The 22,303-nt window shown below is 62.7% G+C and carries 17 protein-coding genes; 13 read left to right on the top strand and 4 right to left on the bottom strand.

From position 1 onward, the window contains the following. Positions 1–107: 107 nt before the first annotated feature. From EOA19_RS23445 to EOA19_RS23455, 3 genes are all read right to left on the bottom strand, one after another. Positions 108–443 carry a hypothetical protein gene (locus EOA19_RS23445; protein WP_128304944.1) on the bottom strand — a complete coding sequence of 112 codons (336 nt, stop codon included), beginning with the start codon at positions 441–443 and terminating at the stop codon, positions 108–110. A 62-nt stretch (positions 444–505) separates the two neighbouring features. Next, the gene (locus tag EOA19_RS23450) at positions 506–1,354 is read right to left on the bottom strand and encodes an endonuclease/exonuclease/phosphatase family protein (protein WP_128304945.1); all 849 of its coding nucleotides are present in this window, start codon (positions 1,352–1,354) and stop codon (positions 506–508) included. A gap of 110 nt (positions 1,355–1,464) precedes the next feature. Beyond that, complete coding sequence (locus EOA19_RS23455; RefSeq protein ID WP_128304946.1) at positions 1,465–2,928, bottom strand: phosphatidylserine/phosphatidylglycerophosphate/cardiolipin synthase family protein; 1,464 nt, start codon at positions 2,926–2,928, stop codon at positions 1,465–1,467. 306 nt (positions 2,929–3,234) lie between these two features. On the opposite strand from EOA19_RS23455, the gene EOA19_RS23460 reads away from it, so the two are divergent. The 12 genes from EOA19_RS23460 to EOA19_RS23515 all read left to right on the top strand — a co-directional run bounded on the left by EOA19_RS23460 (position 3,235) and on the right by EOA19_RS23515 (position 18,279). Next, the gene (locus EOA19_RS23460; RefSeq protein ID WP_164779989.1) at positions 3,235–3,438 is read left to right on the top strand and encodes a hypothetical protein; all 204 of its coding nucleotides are present in this window, start codon (positions 3,235–3,237) and stop codon (positions 3,436–3,438) included. Positions 3,439–4,091: 653 nt separating this feature from the next. Further along, complete coding sequence (locus EOA19_RS36010) at positions 4,092–4,328, top strand: hypothetical protein (protein ID WP_245486271.1); 237 nt, start codon at positions 4,092–4,094, stop codon at positions 4,326–4,328. 231 nt (positions 4,329–4,559) lie between these two features. Continuing rightward, positions 4,560–5,075 (top strand): AraC family transcriptional regulator, encoded by a 516-nt coding sequence (locus tag EOA19_RS23470; protein WP_128304947.1) that lies wholly within the window; start codon positions 4,560–4,562, stop codon positions 5,073–5,075. A 196-nt stretch (positions 5,076–5,271) separates the two neighbouring features. Further along, complete coding sequence (locus EOA19_RS23475) at positions 5,272–9,999, top strand: YadA-like family protein (protein WP_128304948.1); 4,728 nt, start codon at positions 5,272–5,274, stop codon at positions 9,997–9,999. A 7-nt stretch (positions 10,000–10,006) separates the two neighbouring features. Further along, positions 10,007–10,564 (top strand): invasion associated locus B family protein, encoded by a 558-nt coding sequence (locus tag EOA19_RS23480; protein WP_023809958.1) that lies wholly within the window; start codon positions 10,007–10,009, stop codon positions 10,562–10,564. A gap of 13 nt (positions 10,565–10,577) precedes the next feature. Beyond that, positions 10,578–11,246 carry a hypothetical protein gene (locus EOA19_RS23485; protein ID WP_023809957.1) on the top strand — a complete coding sequence of 223 codons (669 nt, stop codon included), beginning with the start codon at positions 10,578–10,580 and terminating at the stop codon, positions 11,244–11,246. A gap of 38 nt (positions 11,247–11,284) precedes the next feature. Continuing rightward, a complete protein-coding gene (locus EOA19_RS23490; RefSeq protein ID WP_023809956.1) occupies positions 11,285–11,746 on the top strand; it encodes a DUF4189 domain-containing protein in 462 nt (153 codons plus the stop codon). Beyond that, on the top strand, positions 11,716–12,279 hold the full coding sequence (locus tag EOA19_RS23495) for an invasion associated locus B family protein (RefSeq protein ID WP_206638104.1): 564 nt from the start codon (positions 11,716–11,718) through the stop codon (positions 12,277–12,279). The genes EOA19_RS23490 and EOA19_RS23495 overlap by 31 nt, the downstream gene beginning before the upstream one ends. Positions 12,280–12,698: 419 nt before the next feature. Then, positions 12,699–14,147 carry a TolC family protein gene (locus tag EOA19_RS23500; protein ID WP_128304949.1) on the top strand — a complete coding sequence of 483 codons (1,449 nt, stop codon included), beginning with the start codon at positions 12,699–12,701 and terminating at the stop codon, positions 14,145–14,147. A 39-nt stretch (positions 14,148–14,186) separates the two neighbouring features. Next, positions 14,187–16,319, top strand: a complete 2,133-nt coding sequence (locus EOA19_RS23505) for a type I secretion system permease/ATPase (RefSeq protein ID WP_128304950.1) — start codon at positions 14,187–14,189, stop codon at positions 16,317–16,319. Between the two features lie 42 nt (positions 16,320–16,361). Further along, positions 16,362–17,651 (top strand): HlyD family type I secretion periplasmic adaptor subunit, encoded by a 1,290-nt coding sequence (locus EOA19_RS23510; RefSeq protein WP_128304951.1) that lies wholly within the window; start codon positions 16,362–16,364, stop codon positions 17,649–17,651. Beyond that, positions 17,641–18,279 (top strand): ribbon-helix-helix domain-containing protein, encoded by a 639-nt coding sequence (locus tag EOA19_RS23515; protein ID WP_128304952.1) that lies wholly within the window; start codon positions 17,641–17,643, stop codon positions 18,277–18,279. The genes EOA19_RS23510 and EOA19_RS23515 overlap by 11 nt, the downstream gene beginning before the upstream one ends. Before the next feature lie 23 nt (positions 18,280–18,302). Here EOA19_RS23515 and EOA19_RS23520 read toward each other — a convergent pair whose 3' ends face one another. Further along, positions 18,303–19,232: a transglutaminase-like cysteine peptidase gene (locus EOA19_RS23520; RefSeq protein WP_128304953.1), complete on the bottom strand. Its 930-nt coding sequence runs from the start codon at positions 19,230–19,232 to the stop codon at positions 18,303–18,305. Between the two features lie 324 nt (positions 19,233–19,556). Here EOA19_RS23520 and EOA19_RS23525 point away from each other — a divergent pair. Further along, positions 19,557–22,303, top strand: a 2,747-nt coding sequence (locus tag EOA19_RS23525; RefSeq protein ID WP_206638106.1) for a VCBS domain-containing protein, incomplete at its 3' end; no start/stop codon positions are given.

Below are 22,303 nucleotides of genomic sequence, written 5' to 3' on the forward strand. Positions count from 1 at the left end.
CACGATTTGACGCGGTCAATTATCACCTCTCACATCAGCGCTATTTCGTCAGCCGATCATGCACGATGAACCGGCCGGCTTTCGCCGGCCGGTTGCTCCGATCGGGATCAGCCGCAGACGCGGACCTCTTCGATCACCCTGTGGTGGTGGCGCCAATGCTTGACCAGTTCGATATGGCAGCGATGATGCCGGTGATGGCGGCGATATTCGCCGTACCGGTATTCGCCATTGTCATACTGAACGTTCTGGTCGCCATCATACTGATCGTCATAATAGCGATCGCGGTGATGACGGCGAATAACGATCCCACTATCGGAATCGTCATCCGGCAAATATCGGTCGCCGTCGTCGGACTGGATGGTCACGCTTGCCGCTTGCGTCGGCGCAGTGATCGCCGCTGTCGCGGCCAATGCCAACAGGGAAGCCAGAATCAGCTTTTTCATCTCGTCCTCCTGCGTATTCAAGACATGTTAACTCGCGGAAGAACCGGGCGTTCCGCCTAATTTTACACGCTTTGCGACGCGGAAGACATCAAGGCGTTATCGTCCACCCGCTCCAGGCGCACGAAGGCCGTCAGCGGCAGGTGGTCGGAGGCAACGCGCGAAAGCGGCGTGTCATGCGCGTTGATGGCGGCAATCATGCCGTGCCTGTTGGCCATGATCCGGTCGAGCGCCAGCAGCGGCAGGTTCGACGGGAAGGTGGGGACCGCCGGCGGCTGCGGGCCGAACGTCGCATGCAGCGTGTTGAGAGCGGAGCGGTTGCCGAGCCGCCATTCGTTGAGGTCGCCGAGCAGCAAGGTCGGTCTTTCGTCCGGGCTGTTCATCAGGTCGAGCACGACGCGCGCCTGCTGGGAGCGCGAGCGGCGCAGCAGGCCAAGATGGGCGGCGATGATGCGCAGCGTCCGGCTTCCATCGAGGTCGATCTCCGCCACCACCGCGCCGCGCGGCTCCAGTCCCGGAAGCTTGATCTGGTGCACGTCGCGAACGACGCCCTTCTTGAACAGCAGGACGTTGCCATGCCAGCCATGGCCCTTGCCGGTGGCCGAAATCGGCACCGGAATCAGGCCGGTTTCCCGCTCGAGCCGGGCCAGGTCGAGAAGCCCGACACGGTCGCCGAAGCGATTGTCGGCTTCCTGCAGCGCAATGACATCCGGATCGATTTCGCGGATGACGCGGATGATCCGCTCCGGGTCGAATTTCCTGTCGACGCCGATGCATTTGTGGACATTGTAGGAGGCAACCAGCGTGCCGGTGGTGGCTGTCGTCTTGAGTGCTGCGGCGTTAGCCTTCTGCATCCGGCGGTCACGAAGGGACAGAAGCATGCTTGCCGGGAGGCTGCGTCCAATTCTGTGCATCTCTGTGCTGCTCGTCCTCGCTGGTTTCAATTCAGAAGCCGGATACAGTCAAAATAGGCAATTTCGGCGTATGTTCCATGACAGACGAGTTCCTCAAGCGGCCCTCCGCCCTAGAGATAGGGTGAACCGAGCCACAATACCCGGTCGAACAGCCTGATAAGAAACGGCCGGGCTCGCAAGGCTTCCAGCGTCACCGGCACGGCGGAGGCAATCGCCGATCCGATCCGCGTCTCGATCTCGCTGGCAAAGCCGGCATCGAGCACCTCCAGGTCGATCTCGAAATTCAGCCGCAGCGATCGGGCATCAAGATTGGAAGATCCGACATAGGCCCACACGCCGTCGATCGAAAGCAGCTTCGAATGGTCGAACGGTCCCTCGGTTCGCCAGACACGGCAATAGTGTTTGAGCACCTGATCGAACTGCGCCATCATCGCGCGGTCGACGAGGAAAAGATTGTTCACCGCCGGCACCACGATGTCTATTTCGACCCCACGCCTGCCGGCGGTGATCAGCGCGCTGATCAGTTCCCGATCCGGCAGGAAATAGGGCGACATCACGCGTATAGACTTGCGGGCGACCGAGAATGCACCGATCAGCAGCTTGTGGTTGGTCTCGTTGCTGGCATCGGGGCCGGAAGCGACTGCCCGCACCATCATCGGTGCGCCTGGCGATGGCGACAGCGGGGCAAGGCGCCAGGTGTCCCCCTTCAGCGCCTCGTTGGTGGCGAAGCGCCAGTCCTCGGCGGCGACCGAAAAGAGGTCGGCGACGATCGGACCGGTCACCCGGAAATGTGTGTCCCTGGCGCTGTTGGAGCCGGCGAATTCGGCTGAGAAGCCTTTTCGGATGTTCATGCCCCCGGTGAAGGCGGCGATGCCGTCGACCACCAGGATCTTCCGGTGGGTCCTCAGATTGGCGTAGGGCAGGCGCAGGCCCATGACGATGTTGCCGTTGAAGACATCGGCGGGGACGTTGGCCTCGCGCAAATGCCCAAGGATGCTCGGCACCGAGTAGCGGGCGCCGACGGCATCGATCAGCACGCGGACGGTGACGCCGCGCTGGACGGCGCCGGCCAGCGCCTGGACGAAGAGCAGGCCGACGGCGTCATTGTCGAAAATATAGGTCTCGAGCAGGACGCTGCGCTCGGCACCATCGATCGCCGCGCACATGGCGGCATAGGCCTCGTCGCCGGTCTCCAGCACATCGATTGCGTTTCCAGGATTGAGCGTGCGGCGTGCCACCCTGTCGCCGAGTGTCCGCAAGCCCGTGAACCGTTGCCCGTATCGCTCGACGATCAGGGCCTCTTCGACAGCGACGTCGCGCTCGTGCTTGGCGGACACCGCGCCGTCGGCAAACGGGCGCTGGGCGGTGATCGTGGCGCGGCGGATGCGGTTGATGCCGGCGACGGCATAGATCAGCACGCCAAGGATCGGCGACAGCACCATCACGCCGACCCAGCCGGTGGCGGCGCGGACATCTTCCTTGGTCATGACGGCATGGACGATGCCAGCCGTCGCCATCACCACTGAGATGATCGCCAGAATTTGAGGCCAGTGAGTCGCCAAGGTCTCCAACATGCCGAGACTATCCAGCGAGCGGTTGCAGAAGGCAATGCAGCCGCTCGTGCCGCGCATTCGGTGGATGGTGGCATGCGGCCCTGGCTGAAGAGTTCGACCAGGCCGCAGAGATCGATGGGTTGAAGCACCCCGATAGATCCTGTTCAGAAGGAAAAACCTGACCCAGGGGAAGCATAGAGCCTGGCATCGTCCTGTTCTGCTCGGGGCCTCCGAAGCCTCTTATGCTTTGGTACCACCTCTATTGTATATCAGGAGGAATGATTTTAGTGATAAAAACACTTTGATTGATGGCGAGGGGGGCGCCGAATGATGAAATTCAACTTCGATGGACCTCCCGGCGATGACGCAGCTGCCGACACGTCGGCAGAATGCCAACGCCAATTGCTGCCTCTCGTCCGCGAGATCGTTCAGGCAGCCGTCGCTGCCGGGTGGAGCGAGGAAGACGTTCTTCTGGGTTTTGTGGAACTTACATGGGATTTGTATGAGAATCGTCGCGACGATCTGCAATGACCGGCGGCAAATCCGGTAGCTCTGCATTGTTGAATGGCCGCCGAAATGGCCAAATTGTCCCCTGAAGCAGGGCTCCGAATTCAGGTCAACCAGAGGCCTCGCGGCAGTTGGCGACTTTTGCGCACGCAGCTTTTCACGATAGGAATTTTTTCTTGACTCGGTGACCTCAGCTAAGCTACATATTCGTCCATGGTGCTGATTTGCGCCAGTGACCCGCCGCGCAGGCGGGTTTTTCGTTGATGCTCCGTCAGCCAATGCGCCGGCGAAGGTGCCGAAAAATGTTCCAGTCCCTCCCTTGTGACTGGTTCCTCTTATCCCGAACAAAATTTTTTCTTTGCGTACGGATGTTATTCACTATCCGCGGCATGTGCGTTACGCTGGGTCCGGGTCGGGCTAAGGGGGATTTCAGGCAGCGGACAAAGCGGCAGAGGCCAGGCATGAAAAATACGGACGATGCTCGGGACAGCGGCGATTCCCGGGGCGTCAATCGAGAACGGACAGCTCGGTATGTCCTGGACATAATTCCTGAAAGCGCAGGTCCCAGGAGGGCCACCACGCGGAGGAGTGTCATATACTCCGTCCGCGATCCCGTCTCGCAGAAATTCCTGGCCAAGAAGCATTCCACCGGAGTTGTGCTGAGGCCCGCACGCGGAATGAGAGCCTCGCCCGGCAGCGACAAGATCACAGAATACGTCGCGCGGCGCGTGCGGGAATATCTCGACGAAAACTTCGCGCGAAAAGTCGTCGCCAATTGGCATTCGTCGCGGGAGTTTCACCGGACCCATTTCATAGCAAGGTTCGCCATGGCATTCGGCATGCCGCCGCATCGCGGCGAGTTGCCGAAGTCGCCTGTCTCGCCGGTTCTTCGGATCGGAGCCATCTGCCTGTGAGAACGCCGACCGGGGCCGGGCATGCTTCCCTCAAGAACTGAGGGCCCGGCCATGGCAAAATGGCAACGCCTGCTCACCCGCGACGCAAGACCGGAATTTTCTACAAGGCTTGCTGAGTTTTTCAAAATACGTCCCGCTGCAAATCTGCCCCAAGCTCCGCAGGAGTCCTCTGGAATGTCATGCAGTCCGCGCATTGTTCGCCTTCCGGCCGGAACGATCCGATGAGTGGCGATGCCGGTCAGCTTCGATCAATCACGAATTGTTTTTCAGGGGAACATGGAAGGAAGCCTTGGGTTGAACCTCATCTGGGACGTATCGGGAGGCCGAAAAATGCCGGGCGATGATGGTTTCCCCGGACCGGTTTCCGGAGCCAACTCGCGACAGCCGACGCTCAACGCGAAAGGCGGGCTTTCCGTCCGCGCCGCGCGCCGCGTGCAGCAATTCCTGGACGAGAACTTTACGCGCAAGCTGGCGCTGGCTGATATGGCCGCGGTTTGCGGGCTTTCCCCCTATCATTTTGTGCGGGCTTTCTCGAGGACGTTCGGAATGCCGCCGCACCAGTACGTCCTCGACCTGCGGCTGGATTTCGCTGAAAGACTGCTTGCGGACAGCCGCATGACGATCGCGGACATCGCCCACTCGAGCGGGTTTTCGAGTCAGAGCCATTTTACCACCGTGATGAAGAAATACCGGCAGAGGACGCCGTTGCAGGCACGGGTGGGAAAGCTTAACGCCAAGGTTAGGTGAGGCGACGCTTATTTCATTGCTTTGTTTCTTGGTTTTAAAGCATTGGCTAAGGTAACAAGCCGTTAACCTCTGTAGGTTTGCTGTGCTCTTTTCTCACAAGGCAGCAATTTCGTGAAATACCGCGGGCAGGAATCATGTCTTCCTGCGGTGGAGCGGAATTGTCAGACATTTCGTGCCGGCCAGCGGAGAGGGAACCATGACCGACAATCAGATTTCGAACGGCTCGCTTCTTGTTCAGCGTCGCGCGGCGCATTTCGCCGGGCACTGGATCTCGGGCGCCGATCATGGCTCACGCTCGACGCGCCGTCGCTTGATGGCGGTGCTGCGCATGGCGCACCGTGTGCTGGGCCTCGGCCGCAAGAATATGGGTCTGGGAACATTGGGCGCTGGTGGCAGTGTACGTTCGGCGCTGGCCTCATCCGTCAGCCCGGCCAGCATCATCGGTGGCCTGGCGGCGATCGCCGCGCTCGGCCTCGCCACGCCCGCGCAGGCACAATATCAGGCCGGCGGCGGGTCGGCGACCGCTCCCGAGGCCGTGGCGATCGGAAACGGCTCAACCGCCAGCCTTAACTGGGCCATAGCGCTCGGCTTCCAGGCCAATTCGTCGGCGCAATACGGGATCGCTATCGGTCGCACAGCATCGGCTACCGGTACCGGCGGCGCGATAGCACTGGGCTCCGCCACGGTCTCGAACAACATCAATACGGTAGCGATCGGCGTCAACGCCAATGCCACCGGTGCCGGCGCCAGCGCGCTCGGCACCTTCTCCGTTGCTTCGGGTGGCAACTCCACCGCAGTCGGCGTCAGCTCCCTGGCCAGCGGCAACATATCGTTCGCGGGAGGCTGGGGGTCCCAGGCCACCGGGACGCGCGCCATCGCGATCGGGAGCCAGGCGGTCTCGTCGGGACTGGACACCGTTGCCCAAGGTACCAACACCATTGCAAACAGCCAGAATGCCATCGCTGTCGGCTTCCAGTCGACCGCAACCGCGATAAATGCCGTCTATCTCGGCTCGCGTACTGGCGCCGGAACCGGAGCGCTGGCCCAGAGTGCCATCGCCATCGGTACGGATGTGACGGCGTCTCAGGTTGACTCCACTGCGATCGGGCGCGCGAGCAAGGCAACGGGAACGTCCGCCATAGCGATGGGCGCGACCTCGATTGCGAGCGGCTCTGCCAGCACCGCGGTCGGCAACGCGTCCGCTGCCAGCGGCATAAACGCCTCCTCATTCGGGACGGGTGCAAATGCGATAGGAGACAATTCTCTCGCAGCCGGCGTCAGTGCCAACGCCGGCGGCGTCGGCAGCACCGCGCTCGGCATAGGTACGTCGGCTGGCGGCGCCAGTTCGGCAGCCGTGGGCTTCCAGGCCCAGGCCGCCGGCACCAATGCCGCAGCCGTTGGTCCCCAGGCAAATGCATCGGCGATAAACTCGGCAGCGTTCGGCAACGTCGCCACGGCTTCGGGCCAATTCGCGCTGGCCCTGGGCAATTCGGCTGTATCGAGCGGAGTAGGCTCGGTCGCGGCGGGCTCTGGAGCCCAGGCCACGGACGTCTCCACCACGGCTTTGGGTAACAACGCCGCGGCGACCGCCGCAAATGCCAGTGCGCTGGGATTGGGCGCCACGGCCAGCGGAGCGTACGCCACTTCGCTTGGCTCCACATCCAAGGCCACCGGTGCCCGTGCGTTCGCCGGTGGCCGTTCGTCCACTGCCCAAGGCGACGATTCCGTCGCCATCGGCACGACGTCCTTCGCGGCAGCGGCGAGCTCGACCGCAATCGGAGCGGGCGCGGTGACACTCGACGTCAATGCGATCGCCATCGGCACCGCCGCCGGGGCGGACACCGCCGACGCGATCGCCATCGGCACCAGCGCGTACGCAAGCGGCGGCAAGGCAGTGGCAATCGGTGCCGACAATGTTGCCTACGGCGACGGCGCGGTCGCCATAGGCGATCCGAGCTTCGCCAGCGGCACCGGCGCCTTCACCGGCGGCGCCAACAACATCGCCAACAGCGACGGCACGGCGACCGCCACGGCTGCCAATATGGCCAATGGCGCGGTTGCCATCGGCAATAGCAACAAGGCCATCGGGCAGGGCTCGGTGGCGCTGGGCAACGGTTCCACGGCGGGCGCGGCAGGCCTTGCGGGCAATGTCGCGCTGGGTGATGGCGCGACAGCGGCGGCAAGCTCCGGCGACGTGGCGCTCGGCTCCGGCTCGGTGACCACCACGGCCGTCGGCACGGCGAGCGGCGTGGTCAACGGCACGACCTACGCCTTCCAGGGCACCAACCCGCTCTCGACCGTCAGCATCGGCGCGGTCGGTGCGGAACGCACGCTCACCAACCTGGCGGCGGGGCGCGTCAGCGCGCTCTCGACCGATGCGATCAACGGCTCTCAGCTCTTCGCCACCAACCAGGCCGTCGACGCCATTGGCGTCACGCTCAGCAACATCAATGTCGGCGGCGGTATCAAGTATTTCCACGCCAACTCGACCCTGGCGGATTCACAGGCTCTCGGAACGGATTCCGTCGCGGTCGGGCCCAGCGCCGTGGCCAACAATGACGGCGACGTGGCGATCGGCCTGAATTCGGCGTCGGGCGCAACGACCGCCGTGGGTGGCACAACGATCGGCGGCGTCAACTACACCTTTGCCGGCGCTACCCCGGCCGGAGCATTCTCGGTCGGCTCGGCGGGCGCCGAACGCCAGATCCAGAATGTCGCGGCCGGGCAGTTGAACGGCGGTTCGACTGATGCGGTCAACGGTTCGCAGCTCTTCGCCACCAACCAGCAGGTCACGCAGAACACGACCGATATCGCCAATATCGGCAGTGGCGTGACCGATCTCGGCAACACGATCAACAACATCGCCGGCGACACGTCGACCGCCTATACCGACGCCAATGGTGTGGGCATCCGCTACGCCCGCACCAACGAGGCAGGCTTGGCGCAAACCGATTCCTTCGCACAAGGCGTCGGCTCCACCGCCGTCGGCTACCAGGCGACCGCCACCGGCGTCAGCGCACTGGCGCTCGGCCGCGACAGCAATGTCAGCATCGACGGCGGCGTGGCGCTTGGCTCGGGTTCGGTCTCCGATCGCGCGATCGCTCCGCTTACCGGGCAACTGCCCGCCGGCCCAGCCAACTTCATCCAGTACAACACGACCGACAAGACGCTGCTCGGCGCCGTTTCGGTCGGCGACGCTACCTCGTATCGGCAGATCACCAATGTGGCCGACGGCACGCAATCTCAGGATGCGGTAACGCTTCGGCAGCTGCAGGGCGCCATCGCCTCCGTCTCGGTGACGTCGACGAAATACTTCCATGCCAATTCGGCGGCGGGCGACTCGCTGGCGGTCGGCGCGGAATCGGTCGCGGTCGGCCCGACGACGGTCGTCAACGGCGACAACGGCATCGGCATCGGCAATGGCGCCACTGTCGAGCAGGATGCACCCGGCGGCACAGCGATCGGCCAAGGCGCCCACGTGATGCTGGCCGACGGCCTGGCGCTCGGCACCAATTCGCTGGCGTCCGGCATCCAGTCGGTGGCGCTCGGCGCCGGCGCCCAGAGCACCTTCATCAACAGCGTTGCGCTCGGCGCGCAGTCCATCACCAGCGTCGGCGCGCAGGCCGGCTACACGGCCTTTGCGCTCGCCGGTTCGCAGACCTCGGTCGGCGAGGTGTCGATCGGCGCCGCCGGGGCCGAACGCAAGCTCACCAACGTCGCGGCGGGCTCGGCCGATACCGACGGCGTCAACGTCTCGCAATTGCGCGGCGTGACGCAAAACGTCAGCAACCTGTTCGGCGGCGGCACGACCGTCAATCCCGACGGCTCCATCACCGGGCCGACCTACACCATCCAGGGCAACAACTATTCCACCGTCTATGACGGCTTCACGGCCGTCGACAATGCGCTGACCAGCATCAGCAATGGCGGCGGCATCAAATATTTCCACGCCAACTCGACGCTGGCCGACAGCATCGCCGGCGGCACCAACGCCGTGGCGATCGGGCCGGAGAGTGTGGCGAGCGGCACCGACAGCCTGGCTGCGGGACATGGCTCGACGGCCACCGGGCAGGGCGCCGTCGCGCTCGGCCAAGGCGCCAAGGCCAACAACGCCAACGATGTGGCGCTCGGTTCCGGTTCGGTGACACAGACCGCCGTCGGGACCTCCAGCACCGTCATCAACGGCAAGACCTACACTTATGCCGGGACGACGCCGACCGGAACCGTCAGCGTCGGCGACGCCGGCGCCGAGCGGACGATCACCAATGTCGCCGCCGGCCGCGTCGATGCCGGCAGCACCGATGCGATCAACGGCTCGCAGCTCTACGCCACCAACACGGCGATCGAGGATCTGAAAGCCGGCGTCGGAAACCTTACCCAGAACGCGGTGACCTATGACACCCAGGGCGGCAACAAGACGAACACCATCACGCTGCAAGGTGGCGACGTCAACGCGCCGGTCGTCATCTCCAATGTCGGCCCCGGCGTCAAAGGGACCGATGCGGTCAACGTCGACCAGATGAACCAGGGCCTGACCGCGGGCAAGAGCTATACGGACAACCGCGTGGCCTACGCTATCGATACGTCCAACGACTACACCGACAAGGTGGCGGTCACGACCTTGCAGCAGGCCAACGACTATACCGACCAGAAGCTCAGCCAGCTCAATTCGGACATCAGCGGCATCCGCGACGAGGCGCGGCAGGCGGCCGCGATAGGCCTTGCGGCCGCCTCGCTGCGCTATGACGACCGGCCCGGAAAGCTGAGCGTCGCGGCGGGTGGCGGCTTGTGGCGGGACGCAGGCGCGTTCGCCTTCGGCGCTGGTTACACCAGTGAAGACGGCCGCATCCGGGGCAATCTGTCGGGCACGGCCGCGGGTGGGCATGTCGGTGTCGGCGCCGGCATCAGCTTCACCTTGAACTGAGGCAGGAATGAAAGGACTTGTTGCCCTGACCTGCCTGGCGCTCTGCGGCGGCCTCGTGCCGTCCGCCGGGCAGGTCGCGTCGACCTACAGGATCAAGCCATCGGACGTAGTGGTGCCGCCCGAGGTCAAGCTCGGAGACTATCAGCGCACCATCCGCCCATTCGATAACTGGACGCTGATCTGCGACGAGAACCTCAAGGCTCGCAAGAAGGTCTGCAACGTCTCGCAGATCATCGAGGACGCATCAGGCAAGATGGCTTTCAGCTGGTCGCTCGCCGCCACCCAGGACGGCAAGCCGTATATGATCCTGCGCACCGCTCCGAACGCCAGGAGCGATGGCCTGGTGTCACTGAAGTTCGATGGACAGAAGCAGCCGATCGACGTGCACCTGAACGGCTGCAACGAAATGGTCTGCGTCGGCATGTTGCCGGTAGGCCCCGTCATGCGCCGACAGATCTCGCAGAATGCGACACCGGCGATCTCCTATTCGACGGTCGACGGTCAGACGATCACCGTGACCGCAACGCTCAAGGGGCTGTCAGAGGCCCTTTCACCACTCAAATAACCGGGGCATCACCATGAGCCAGCAGGACCAGTTCACGTCCGCGAAACGCACTGCGACCGTCGAGGCGGATCGGCAGAGGCGGGCCGAGTCCCCAAGGCGGCGCTGGCCACGCGTGGCCGGATATTCACTTCTGGGATTGGTCGTGGCGGGCCTTGGCTTCGCCGCAGGGAACTATGCCGCCATCGCCAATCTGGTCGGCGGCGCGACGGCCGCACCCGCAGAAACTGCGGCGGCCCCCGTGCTTCCGGACACGCCCTTCCTCGAGCATGTCAAGCAGGCCGGAGTGCAGGCCTGCTCGACCGTCTATCCGGCGCTCGGACAGATTCTGACGAACGGCACGAAATACAGCGTCAAATCCCTGTGGAACGACCAGGCCGCCGACAAGCACGCCATCCAGGCCTTTGTCGGCATGGATTATGCGTCGGAACGCTATAGCGGACCGGCCGCCGGCATCGTCTTCGCATCGCCCACCGCCACGGGTTGCGAAGGGGCGATGGTGCGGGTGGCGCCATTCGCCAGCCCGTGCGCCGACATCGCATCCATCCTGCCGCAGGGCAGCAAGATTACCGACCATCTCGGGCAGGTCGAGGTCTACGAGCTCGGCGGCAATGCCGGTGAAGCGCTTCTCCTGCCGACGGGCAAAAGCTGTGTGGTGATCTCCCTCGCTTCGGCGGCGAAGTAGGACGCGAAGCGATTGAGGTTAAGGAAAGGATGCCGACCATGAGATTGCAGGCTTTGGCAGTTTTGGGCTTGACCCTGTTGTGGAGCGGACAAGTCGTCTCGGCCGACCTTGTGGCCCCATCGGAACCGCAACAGGAGGAAAAAGGCATCTGGGCGGCCATTGCCTATTCGCAGGCCGATAGCAAATACGGCTTCTTCTGGGGCGCCGACAAGCGGCAGGAAGCGAAGGACATCGCACAGAAATATTGCGAGAACGCGGGCGGAAAGGCCTGCAACGTCGTCACCGTCTTCCGCAACCACCGCCATTGGAATGATGACGACGAGACCGGCTTTCCCTACAAGCACTGCGGTGCACTCGCCGTGGCAGACAAGGTGGAGAACCGTTTCACGCCCTGGGGCGTGAACTCGGCCGAGACCCGTCGCGAAGCGGAGGATCTCGCTTTGCAGGCCTGCGAGGCGGCGGGAGAGAAATGCAAGATCCGCGAGTGGGTCTGCACATGAAGCCTGGCCCGAAGGCCGTCTCCGCATGTGGGGCAATTCTATTCTCGTTGATGTCGCCGGTGTCTGCCCAGCAACAGGTGGCGGCTGTCCCGGATGGACCCTCATCGCTGCGTGAAGTCTATCAGGATTGGAGTGTGACCTGCTCGGTTCGAGAGAAGGCGAGAGTGTGCTCGCTCGCGCAAGATCAGGTCCAGCAGAACGGGCAGAGGCTTCTTGCCGTGGAGATCGCGGCACGCCCGGACGGCTCGACGACGGCTACCCTGCTTCTGCCCTTCGGCATCCTGCTCGACCCGGGCGTGACGCTGCAGATCGACGATCAGCCGCCACTGTCCCCGCAGCGCTTCAGGACCTGCCTGCCGACGGGTTGCGTCCCGGTCTTTACCGTCGATCGGCCGACGCTTGGAAAGCTGAGGGGAGGCTCGGTGCTGAAGCTCAATGTGACGACGGACGCCGAGACCCCGCTGAGCTTCCCGGTCTCGCTTCGCGGCCTGACCGCGGCGCTCGACCGCATGGTGGCGTTGAGCGCAAATTAGGGTGCGCGCTGACCCAGCTTTTGGCCGCAATCAGCGACATGACGCGCACGCCGGCCGCCGCGACGGAGTATTTTGGGGCGGCTGCCGAGAGGGCGTACCTGAAAATGGCTCAACTTCAGGTTGGGTCATCAACAGCCGCCATACCCACATGGCATGATTCTGGCCATATCGGCCCACTGACCTGCCGTTTTTCGGGCTATCCCGCAGAGTGCGGCGTCCGGATACAACCGGAGCGAGCCGACGTTATGTGCTATTTTTGCTACATCTCGCAGCCTTGTTGCCCAAAAAGGCTATTTAGCGACCTCTAAATCAATAATCGCTCACATATTTCGTGAATTTGTGAATAATCCACCGACGGGCAGGCCTTGGCTTGGTTAGCGCTCTGAAAAGGACGCTGGGGAAACGTTAGGGTGGGATTGATGAATACGACAAACATGTCGACCATAGGCAGGCGCCTTGGTCTTTTGATGGCGGCCACCATGCTGACCTGCGGGAGTGCTCATGCGCTTACGCTCAAGGAGGCGATGGCTGTCGCGGTGGAATCCAATCCCGAGATTGGACAGGCGATCGAAAATCGCGAAGCAATCGAGTTCGAGTTGCGGCAGGCCAAGGGCCTTTATCTTCCCAGTGTCGATGTCGAGGCATCGGCCGGCGTTCGCCGGCTCGACAATTCATCCCGGCGCTCCCTTTCCATCGAAGACGACGCGCTCTATCCGGCTGAAACGGATCTTACCGTTTCGCAGACGCTTTATGACAGCGGCGCAAGGCGGGCCGAATTGAACCGTCAGGCATCGCGCGTCGATGGCGCTTCGTTCCGGGTGCTGGAACGGTCCGAATTCATCGGGCTGTCCGTTGTCCAGGACTATCTGGAATACATGCTGCAGGCTTCGATCGTTGTCGAAGCGAAGAAAAATCTCGGCTTCCACCAGGGAATTCTCGGCGACATCCGGCAAGGCATTTCGGGCGGCGCGCTGAACGAGGCCGACCGGCAGCAGGCCGAGGAACGGCTGTTTGCCGCCAAGGCGCGCATGCAGGAGGCGACCGAGGAACTGGAAGCGGCCAAGATCCGCTTCTTCAAGACCGTCGGAAAGCCACTGACCAGCCCATCGAGGCCGGGCGATGTCTCGGCTGCGCTCCCGCGATCGCTTGACGAGGCAATAGGGTTGGCGCGCGAAAGCAATCCGCGCGTGCACATGGCCAACAGCGACATCGACGCGGCGGCTTCCCTCGTGGATGCCGCACGGGCTAAATTCGGCCCCTCCATCATCGCTGAAGGTCGCGCCCGGGCGGGAACTGACATTGACGGCGACGATGGCGACACCAGCGACCTGCAGGCACGCGTGGTCCTGCGGTGGAATCTCTACCGCGGTGGTATCGACAAGGCCAACGAGCAGGAGCAGATCCGCCGCACCAGCGAACAGCGTCTGGCGCTGCATCAGGTGCAGCGCGAAATCGAGGAAGCCGTTCGCACGTCGTGGGATCGTCGTTTCCGACAAGCCGATCTGGCGAAGACCCTGAGGCAGCAAGCCGCCGCCAATGAGAAGCTGGTCGCTTCCTATCGCGAGCAGTTCAAGGTTGGACAGCGCTCGCTGCTCGACGTGCTCGACGCGCAGAATACGCGGTTCAACACGGCAACGCTGGCGGATACCGCGTCCTACGCATCGCTGTTTGCCCAGTACCGGCTTCTGGCCGCGACCGGACAGTTGCTGAAAACGATGAACCTTCAGCCGGCAAAGCAGGCGACAGCCTATGCACGCACCGAGTTCGCAGCACCGGAAACCGCGGACACCGAGACCTATGCGCGGACGCCGTCGGAGCAGAAGAGCGACCTGCCTTTCGACATCCTCGCTCCGGTGAGGAAGAAATAAGACGACGCAAGGTCCAGCGAGCGTCCTGACGGGCAGATCGTGAACCAGCAACCCAACATCCTCTCCCCCAAGGAGGCGTTCAAGGCCTGTTTCTCAGCCGTTGCCGGATATCTCGGCAGGCCGAGCGCGGAGACCGTGCTGTTTGCCGGCGTGCCGCTCTCGGACACGCGAATTGCGGTCGACGACATCAGGCACCTTGCCGAACGCATCGGCCTGGAAGTCACCGAGTTCAACCACCGGGATTTTCTCAGGGGGCGTATCGATCTGCCCGCAATCGTCTTTCGCGTCAGCCAATTGCCCGTTGCCCTGCTCGCTCTAGGCGAAGACGATGCGTATATCACCGCGCCCCAGGAAGACGGCCGCACCGCGATCGGCCGATCGGAACTGGCCGCCAGCTACATCAGCGGCGGCGCTTCCTTCTCGATCACCTACGCCAATGCCGCCGAGACCATGTCGGTCGGCTCGGCGGCCAGGATCGAGCGGAGACATTGGCTCACGGGGACGATGGGCGCTTTCTGGCGCACCTATTCGAAAGTCGTCCTGGCGGCGGTGTTCATCAATCTGCTGGCCATAGCCTCGCCGATCTTCACCATGAACGTCTACGACAGGATCCTGCCGAACAAGGCAATATCGACACTGTGGGTGCTGGCTCTCGGCATCGGTGCGGTCATCCTGTTCGACCTGCTTTTGAAGACGGCCAGGGCTTCCCTCATCGACTATGCCGGGCGCAAGGCGGATCTCCGAATATCCTATCTGCTGTTCGAGAAAGTGCTGAACTCGTCGCTGTCGGCGCGCCCCGGTTCGACCGGTGAATACGCAAACAGGGTCACGCAATATGAATTCGTCAGGGAGTTCTTCACCTCCAACACCATAAGCGTGTTCATCGACACGGCATTCGTCTTCGTCTTTCTCCTTGTGATCTATGCAATTGGCGGCTGGCTGGTGATCATACCGGCGCTGGCCTTCGTGATGTCCGTCATCGTCGGCCTGATCACTCAGCGCCGCATCGGCAAGCGCGTCGCCGCCTCGATGAACGAAGCGTCGCAGCGCCAGGCCCTGCTGGTCGAATCCATCTCGACGCTGGAGACCATCAAGTCGCTGCGCGCCGAGGCGTATCTGCTGCGAAAATGGGGGGAGCACTCCAAGAACGCCGCCAACACGTCCGAGAAGATCAAGCAGCTTTCGGCGGCGGCGGGCAACATCACCCAGTCCATACAACAACTGGTGACCGTCGCCCTGGTCGTGGCCGGCGCCTATGCCTTCTCGGAAGGACATGTTTCGACAGGAGCAATCATAGGAACGGTTATGCTGGCGAGCAGGGCCGTGGCGCCGCTCGGCCAGATCGCCATCACCCTGTCCCGGTTCCGCCAGGCCATGCTCTCGCTGAGAATGGTGAACTCGATCATGGCTCAGCCGGAAGACCGACCCGACACGGTGGGCTTCGTCAACCGCCCCATTCGCAAGGGGGCGATGGTGTTCAGGAATGTCGGGTTTGTCTATCCGGGCTCGGAAAACGAGGTTTTGACCGGCCTGAATTTCTCGGTCAAGCCGGGTGAGCGGATCGGCATCATCGGCCGCATAGGATCGGGAAAGACGACGATGGGGCGGCTGATCGGCCGGCTCTTCCTGCCGACTTCCGGTGAGCTGCTGCTGGATGGGATCGACATTCGCCAGTATCACCCGTCCGAGGTTCGCGCCGCGGTCGGCATCGTTGCGCAGGCCGGCGACCTGTTCTCGGGCACCATCAAGGAAAACCTCCTGATGGCATGCCCCGAGGCTACAGACGAACAGATCATCGAAGCGGCAAAGGCGGCCGGCGTCGACGATTTCGTCTCACGCCACCCGCGCGGCTACGACATGAATGTCGGCGAGCGCGGCACCAATCTTTCCGGCGGCCAGAGGCAGACTGTGGCGATCGCACGCCTGCTTTTGACCAAACCGAAAATCGTCTTTCTGGATGAGCCGTCGGGCTCGATGGATCTTGCCTCGGAACGCCAGTTGATCAAGCAGCTCAAAGTCGCCTTTGACCGCGACACCACGCTGATCGTCTCCACACACCGGTTCAGCATGCTTGAGCTGGCCGACCGCCTGATCGTTATCGAACGGGGCAAGATCGTTGCTGACGGACCGAAGGACCAAGTCATACAGGCGTTGCAGAAAACAAGCGCCTGACAAAACAATTATTGCTGCATCCAATGCGTTGGGGCGTGGGAAATGCTTGCCAGGGAAGATCGACCGCCGCTGTTTGCGTCGGCGTCCATATTCATCATCGGAGCGCTCTTCGTCGTCTTTGTCGCCTGGGCGTCCTTTGCCGAAGTCGATGAGATCGCACGCGGCGACGGCAAGGTCATACCCGCTTCCAAGACCCAGATCATCCAGGCGAGTGAAGCCGGTGTCGTTCAGGAAATCGCCGTGACGATTGGCCAGGTCGTCAAGAAGAACGATCTCATCATTCGTCTGGACAACACGCTCAATACGTCCAGTCTCGGCGAGCAGCAGGCCAAGGCGCGCGCGCTGGAAGTGCGCATAGCAAGGCTGAAATACGAACAGGCCGGCAATCTCTCGGGCCCATTTCCGTGCCCGCAGGACATCCAGTCGGTCGCTCCGCAAATCTGCGACAATGAACAGAAGCTGCTCATTGCCCGGCGCGGGAACTTCGACAACAAGCTGTCCGTGCTCAAGTCACGCCTCGATCAGCGCGAGAGGGAACTGGCCGAGGCGGTGGCCAATTCCGACCGTCTGACCAAGAACCTGGTCGTCAGCGACCAGGAGGCGAAACTGGTCGACGCGATGGTCAAGAAAGGCCTGATGGCAAGGACCGAGCAGCTCCGAGTAGAGCGCGAACAGACCGAACTCAACGGCCAGCTGAACCTGGCCGGCGAAACAATAAAGAAAGCCAAGGCCGCGATCACGGAAGCCCAGCTGCAGGTCGAGGAACTCGGCCTGCAACTGCAGCAGGAGGCGTTGGACGACCTTACCCAGGCGCTGGCGGAACTTTCGGTGGTGGATGAAACCATAAGGGGGGCCACCGACAAGGTCGCGCGCACCGATATCCGGTCTCCCGTGGATGGCATCGTCAACACGCTGGAGCTCAACACGGTCGGGGCCTTCGTCCAGCCCGGCGCCGTCGTCGCCGGCATCGTGCCGACCTCCGAGACGTTGCTGGTGGAGGCACGGGTCTCGCCACGGGATGTCGCGTTCATCCGTCCCGACCAGGAAGCCCTTATCAAGGTCACCGCCTATGATTTCTCGATCTTCGGCGGCATCGAGGGCAAGGTCTCCAACATCACAGCCGACAGCCTGGTCGATCAGAAAACGGGGGAACCCTACTATCAGGTGCGCGTGGCGACGGACAAATCGACCCTTCAAAGAGACGGCAAGGCCTATTCGATCATTCCCGGCATGATCTGCTCGGTTGACATCAAGACCGGGCGCAAGACGATCCTGCACTACCTCCTGAAGCCGATCAACAAGGCGCGCGAGGAGGCGATGAGTGAGCGGTAGCGCCAGCCCTCATCCTGATGGCGAGCGACTGCTTCCGCCAGTCGCGGCCGAGGATTTTGGGCTTGAATTTCGGGTCGTGGCGCGTGGCGGCATAAGACGCGGCATCCGCTTGGAGCGGGCATTCTGGTTGTCGCTGAAGCAGATGGCCGAACGCAGGAAATGCACGATCGGCATGCTCATCGACGAGATCGCCGAAAGCCAGGCACAGACAGGCAATTTGACATCCGCGATCCGGGTGGCCTGCATGCGTGGATTGGCGGATGAAAACCTGACCTTGCGAAGGCTTGCATCGATCAACACCATCAACGCCATACTCGTCGCTTGCCCGTCCCCGGCCTTTGCCCTGGCATCGTCGAAGAAGATCCTGTCGTTCAACGCGCCGTTCCAGCAACTGGTCAAACGTCAATTGCCGATAGCCCCAAGCGATGACGCACGGCACGATCTCAAGCTGGCATTGGACCTCAACGTAGCCGACATCTTCGCGCGGCTCGATGCCAATGGCGAATCGCCGGTGGCCACCGGCTTTGTCATCGGTGCGGGTGACCGTCGTTACCGGGGGCAATTGAATGCGGTGCGGGCTCCGGTGCTCGAGCCGGAGCTGCTGATGGCGTTCGTCTTCGGCGGTTGAATCACCACCAATCCAACGAGAACTTATGGCTGAAAACCTTCGCCAGGTGCGACGGTTGCGAAACCGCCTTTGATGTCAGCCATCTGGGCTCCGCCCGGTCTTGAACCGTGGATCCAGGCCCGGTCCGTGCTGAACGAATAAAGCGGAACGTAATCCGGGAGATCGCTGTCACGCACCACAGTGTTGCTGAGGCTGTCGAGAATGAAGGTGCCGCTGCCTGTGCTCACCGACAGCACTGCGTGAAAGAAGCCTCGCTTGCGATCCTGGAGGACGACAAGCGCCATGCTCTGCGTCGGGATGCCGGCCCTCAGCAGGGCCGTCATCTTGAGAATGGCGAAATCCTCGCAATCGCCGGCTCGCCGCTCGAGAATCTCCGAAGGCTTCGCCCAATAGTCGAGCTTGCCGTAGACGACGCTATCTTTCCTGTAGGCGATCAGGCGATTTACGCTGCTGTTGACGAAGGACAGCTTCTCGCTGAATCCCTTGCCTTGAGCGGCGGCGACCATGCCGGCAAAAGCTGTGCTCTTGCGCTCGCAGGGGCTGCCCGCCGAACAAGCGGTGATTGCCCGGTACACGGGCGCCCAGCGCGCCGCGACGGGAAAATTGCGCATGGACAAGGCAACCGATCCGAAGACCCCCGGAATGATCGACGCGGTCTGCACCGGGTCTATCCCGGCGTCATCTTGCGCCGTTGACGAGCCATTCCCGCGGCCAACATCTGGGCCATAGCTGCCGGTGACCATGCCGATCCGGTAAGCGGCCGCAGGCTGCCAGGGCTGAGGCCTCGCCAGCGAAACACCGCCGAGACAGGGCGGCGTCTGGACCTTCTCCTGAGGCCAGCCGGATGCGGCGATATCGCTCGCGAATGACGGCCCCGCCAGGCCGACAAGCCCGATTGCCAGCAGGAGCATCTGGAGCCGGGTTTTTCCCGGAACTGTTTTTTGCTTTTTCATAACGCCCACCTTTGACTGTGGACGCTACCAATCTTGTCTCAAATTATTGGAAAGGAAGGTGGATAAATATCCAGCAACTGTCTTTATCCAGTTTGTCTAAAATTTTATTCAAATTTATACTTTGGTTCACCAAAAAGATGCCGACTAGTCATCCGTCAACCAGACCTCCAGAAACCAACATATATCAGGTTATATTGTTGCGGTTTACCACGTGTAAAAAATGCCGGGCAATGCATATCATAATATATGAAATAGATTAGGGGGCAGTTGCAAAGTAGAAGTGGCCGCTGTCTCTATCCGGTAAATATCGGAGGGGTTTCAGCCATGACGAACAATATCGAGTTGGACAGCTTTTCGGCTTCCTTGAACGAGCATTCCGCGTCCAATGAACACGCCGATCAGGCGTCGCCGGCGGAGATCCGGGTCGCACAGGCAAATTCGACGCAGCCCGCGCCGGCGGCGTCCGAACCGGTGCCGGTCGATGTCGGCGGCGGAGCGCCTGTCAAACCGGAAGCCCCCGCGGAAGCAAAGGCACCGCCGGCAGCTGCGCCGCACGAATATGTAGCCGACGCCACCCATGTGGTAAGGCTTCCGGCCAACGCCTCCATCGACAACATCAAGGTCGACGGGCAAAACCTTCTGCTCGAACAGGCCGACGGCTCGGTGATCGTGATCAAGGACGGCGCCCTGAACGTGCCGACCTTCATCATCGGCGACGTCGAGGTGCCGCGCGTCGCGCTGCTGGCGGCGCTCGAAGCCAGCCATGTCGATGTCGCCTTCGGCGCCGACGGCTCCATGTCGGCCGGCCCGGGCGGTTCGAATTCAAGCGCAGGCGGAGATTTCTCGGTTCCCCCCGGCGGCATCGGCGACGGGTTCGACCTGTCGGCCCTGTTGCCCCCGACGGCTCTGCAGTTCGGGCTTCTGGAGCGGCGCGAGCTGTTTCCCTCGATCGTCGACAGGCAGGTTTCAGTGACGGCCACGTCACTGCTTGCCCCGACCGAAGCGGCTAGTGAAACTGGCCTCGATGGCGGTGGGGCGCAATCTCCGGGTAGCGAAGCGCCGACCGACAAAGAAACGTCCAGCACTGGAACGATCAGCATCGACGCGCCGGATGGAATTGGCTCGATCGTCATCAACGGTGTCACCGTCACCGGCGTCGATCAGCACATCCCAGGGCAGTACGGTTACCTGACGATCGTCTCCTTCAATCCGAGCACCGGTGCCATCGAATACAATTATACGGTGACCGAATCGGTTTCCCATACGGATCAGACACCCGGCTATGATCCCAGCACCGACACGGTTCCTGAGAATTTCACCATCACTGTCACGGATGTCGACGGCGATACTGCCAGCACCACCTTCGCCGTCGCCATCGTCGACGACGTGCCAACGGCGCACGCCGACACCGACAGCGTGACGGAAGACGGCGCGACGGTCGCGGACGGCAACGTCATCACCGCCAGCGGCGGCGCGGACGCGAATGTGACGGACGGCGTTGCCGACGTTAAGGGCGCAGACGGGGCGACGGTAACGGGCGTCGAGGCAGGCACGGTTGCATCGGCCTCGGGCCATGTCGGGTCGGTCGTGGCGGGCAGCTACGGTTCGATCACGATCGATGCGAACGGGCACTACAGTTACACGCTGAACAACGGCGCTGCGGCGGTCCAGGCGCTGACCAGCGGCCAGCATCTGACGGACACGTTCACCTACACGCTGACCGATGGCGACGGCGACACCTCGACGACAACGGTCGAGATCACCATCAACGGCACCAACGATGTGCCGACGGTCACCGTTCCGCAGGCTGGGGCGCCCGGGACTTCGGTTGACGAGGCCGGCCTTCCGGCCGGCTCGGCTTCCCTCACCAATTCCGAAACGACGGCGGGCACGTTCAGCTACACGAACGGCGACGGCGCCTCGACGGTGACGATCAACGGGACCGCGGTTGCGGTGGGTGCGACGGTTGCCGGTGACTACGGCACGCTGACCATCACGGCGATCAACGGGACGACGGTGAGCTACAGTTATACGCTGGGGACCAACGTCAATCATGCCACGGACGCAACGCCATTCGAGACGTTCACGGTGCATGTCGCCGACAGCGACGGCAATGTGGCGGACGATCCAAGCGCCTCGTTCCAGATCGCCATTGTCGACGACGTGCCAACGGCGGTTGCCGACACCGACAGCGTGACGGAAGACGGTGCGACGGTCGCGGACGGCAACGTCATCACCGCCAGCGGCGGCGCGGACGCGAATGTGACGGACGGCGTTGCCGACGTTAAGGGCGCGGACGGGGCGACGGTAACGGGCGTCGAAGCAGGCACGGTTGGATCGGCCTCGGGCCATGTCGGGTCGGTCGTGGCGGGCAGCTACGGTTCGATCACGATCGATGCGGACGGCCACTACAGCTACACGCTGAACAACGGCGCTGCGGCGGTCCAGGCGCTGACCACCGGCCAGCATCTGACGGACACGTTCACCTACACGCTGACCGATGGCGACGGCGACATCTCGACGACAACGGTCGAGATCACCATCAACGGCACCAACGACGTGCCGACGGTCACCGTTCCGCAGGCTGGGGCGCCCGGGACTTCGGTTGACGAGGCCGGCCTTCCGGCCGGCTCGGCTTCCCTCACCAATTCCGAGACGACGGCGGGCACGTTCAGCTACACGAACGGCGACGGCGCCTCGACGGTGACGATCAACGGGACCGCGGTTGCGGTGGGTGCGACGGTTGCCGGTGACTACGGCACGCTGACCATCACGGCGATCAACGGGACGACGGTGAGCTACAGTTATACGCTGGGGACCAACGTCAATCATGCCACGGACGCAACGCCATTCGAGACGTTCACGGTGCATGTCGCCGACAGCGACGGCAATGTGGCGGACGATCCAAGCGCCTCGTTCCAGATCGCCATTGTCGACGACGTGCCAACGGCGGTTGCCGACACCGACAGCGTGACGGAAGACGGTGCGACGGTCGCGGACGGCAACGTCATCACCGCCAGCGGCGGCGCGGACGCGAATGTGACGGACGGCGTTGCCGACGTTAAGGGCGC

Source organism: Mesorhizobium sp. M7A.F.Ca.US.010.02.1.1 (assembly GCF_004023085.1).
Classification (GTDB): domain Bacteria; phylum Pseudomonadota; class Alphaproteobacteria; order Rhizobiales; family Rhizobiaceae; genus Mesorhizobium.